Annotated in this window: 4 protein-coding genes and 1 pseudogene; 2 read left to right on the top strand and 3 right to left on the bottom strand. The window is 50.2% G+C overall.

Translation table 11 applies throughout. The features are described from left to right. On the bottom strand, positions 1-347 hold a 347-nt coding region (locus QMA35_RS21650), incomplete at its 3' end, for a phage portal protein (protein WP_281649206.1). A gap of 87 nt (positions 348-434) precedes the next feature. Here QMA35_RS21650 and QMA35_RS21645 point away from each other — a divergent pair. Next, positions 435-686 (top strand): annotated as a pseudogene (locus QMA35_RS21645) (BrnT family toxin); the annotation flags it as partial. Continuing rightward, positions 664-912 carry a BrnA antitoxin family protein gene (locus QMA35_RS21640; protein ID WP_281649205.1) on the top strand — a complete coding sequence of 83 codons (249 nt, stop codon included), beginning with the start codon at positions 664-666 and terminating at the stop codon, positions 910-912. The pseudogene QMA35_RS21645 and the gene QMA35_RS21640, both read left to right, overlap by 23 nt. Here the strand turns inward: QMA35_RS21640 and QMA35_RS21635 are convergent. Further along, the gene (locus QMA35_RS21635) at positions 909-1,109 is read right to left on the bottom strand and encodes a hypothetical protein (RefSeq protein WP_281649204.1); all 201 of its coding nucleotides are present in this window, start codon (positions 1,107-1,109) and stop codon (positions 909-911) included. The two genes, QMA35_RS21640 and QMA35_RS21635, sit on opposite strands and share 4 nt — an antisense overlap. A gap of 3 nt (positions 1,110-1,112) precedes the next feature. Next, on the bottom strand, positions 1,113-1,490 hold a 378-nt coding region (locus tag QMA35_RS21630; RefSeq protein ID WP_281649203.1), incomplete at its 5' end, for a terminase gpA endonuclease subunit.

The following is a 1,490-nucleotide window of genomic DNA, read 5'->3' as shown; positions in this document are numbered from 1 at the left end:
CCATAAAAATCCAGTACGCCATCCGCATCAGACTCATCGGTCCAGTCCAGGAACAAGGCCTGCAGCGCTTTACGGAATTGATCGTCATCAGCCGTGCTTTTCGGTTTGATGCCCGTGCCAACAATATTCGACACCAGCTTATTAATACCAGCCGCCGCCCAGAGGTCATTTCTTAAGGCTGCCCGGCTGCGGTTGATCAGCGTACCGAGATCACCAGTCAATCCCGAGGTTGGCCCGGTACTGGGTGCCATCCAGCTCACAGCCCGGCGACCGTGGCCTGCGGAGGTGTAGGCCAGGTTGATCAGTTTTGGTAATAACCAGCTGGCCATCCGCATTTTGATATTCATTGGGCTCATCCGGGAACTTTATGCTATTTTGTATGTACAAATGTACATACAGGCTCAACCATGCAATTTGAATAGGATGAGGACAAGAACAGGGTCAATATTCAGAAGCATGGAATCGACTTTCAGGATGCGGTTGATATTTTCAACCACCCCATGCTCAGTCGAGCTGATAACCGAACGGATTATGGTGAAGAACGCTGGACGGCTATTGGCTTGATTTACTCCCTGACCGGAGTTGTTGTTTATACCGAGCGTACAGGAGACCGGATTCGAATCGTTTCTGCACGTAAAGCCACAAAACGGGAGATGCGACGCTATGAAGAAAACATCAGCTACTGACTGGGATCGTTTAGCAAAAATGGAAGATAAGGATATAGACACCTCCGATCTTCCTGAGCTGGATGATGATTTTTTTAACGAGGCCGAACTGACGGTTCCTGTCAAAAAACCTGTGACTATCCGGTTGGATGCGGATGTCCTGGAATGGTTTAAAGGTCAGGGGCAAGGCTACCAGACACGTATCAATCATTTGTTGAGGCGTTATATGGAAGCCCATTCCCGTTAAATACCCTTGGTGCTGCAGATGCCGTACTGCCGGGGACGTTTATTCTGTTTGGCCAGTTCCTGCTCAATGGCGGTCAGGCGCTTTTCCATTTCGGAGAAACTGCTGTATTCCACTTTGCGGCCTTCAAACTCAACTGTCCGCGTATCACGCAACAGCACAGCTCGCTTGAGCGCGATATATTCGGCTTCTGTAATCATGCTTTATCCGTTCAGATAGGAACTGCGGGAAGCGCGTCTGGATCGAGGCTTTTGTTCAATCAGTGCTGCTGTTTCGGCCATAATATCGGGTTCAGGTCGTTGTTCGGCCAACTGTTCCAGATTCAGCCCCCGATGCTGCTGCAATATCCGCACAGCTGTTAAGGCATAGACCCGGCAATCCAGCGCTTCATTACGTTTCTTTTTGGCATCCCACTCAAAATAAGCGACACCTTTTCGATACTTGCGCACTTTCTCTTCCGCAGTGGCTTGCTTGAAGTAGTCTTCATCGAAGCAGTCTTTCACCGGCCAGTGGCAATAACCGGGCCCGGGCTCCAGTGCTCGATAGCGCTGGTAGATCATTTCTTTCGCGGTATCGGTGCC

The organism is Parendozoicomonas sp. Alg238-R29 (assembly GCF_947331445.1).
Classification (GTDB): Bacteria; Pseudomonadota; Gammaproteobacteria; order Pseudomonadales; family Endozoicomonadaceae; genus Sansalvadorimonas.
Note: the sequence above shows the minus strand (reverse complement) of the source record. Positions and strands in the feature narration are given on the sequence as shown.

Excerpts from the sequence above, each read along its gene's own strand:
- QMA35_RS21635 (WP_281649204.1), bottom strand. The coding sequence starts at position 1,109 with ATGATTACAGAAGCCGAATATATCGCGCTCAAGCGAGCTGTGCTGTTG.
- QMA35_RS21640 (WP_281649205.1), top strand. The coding sequence starts at position 664 with ATGAAGAAAACATCAGCTACTGACTGGGATCGTTTAGCAAAAATGGAA.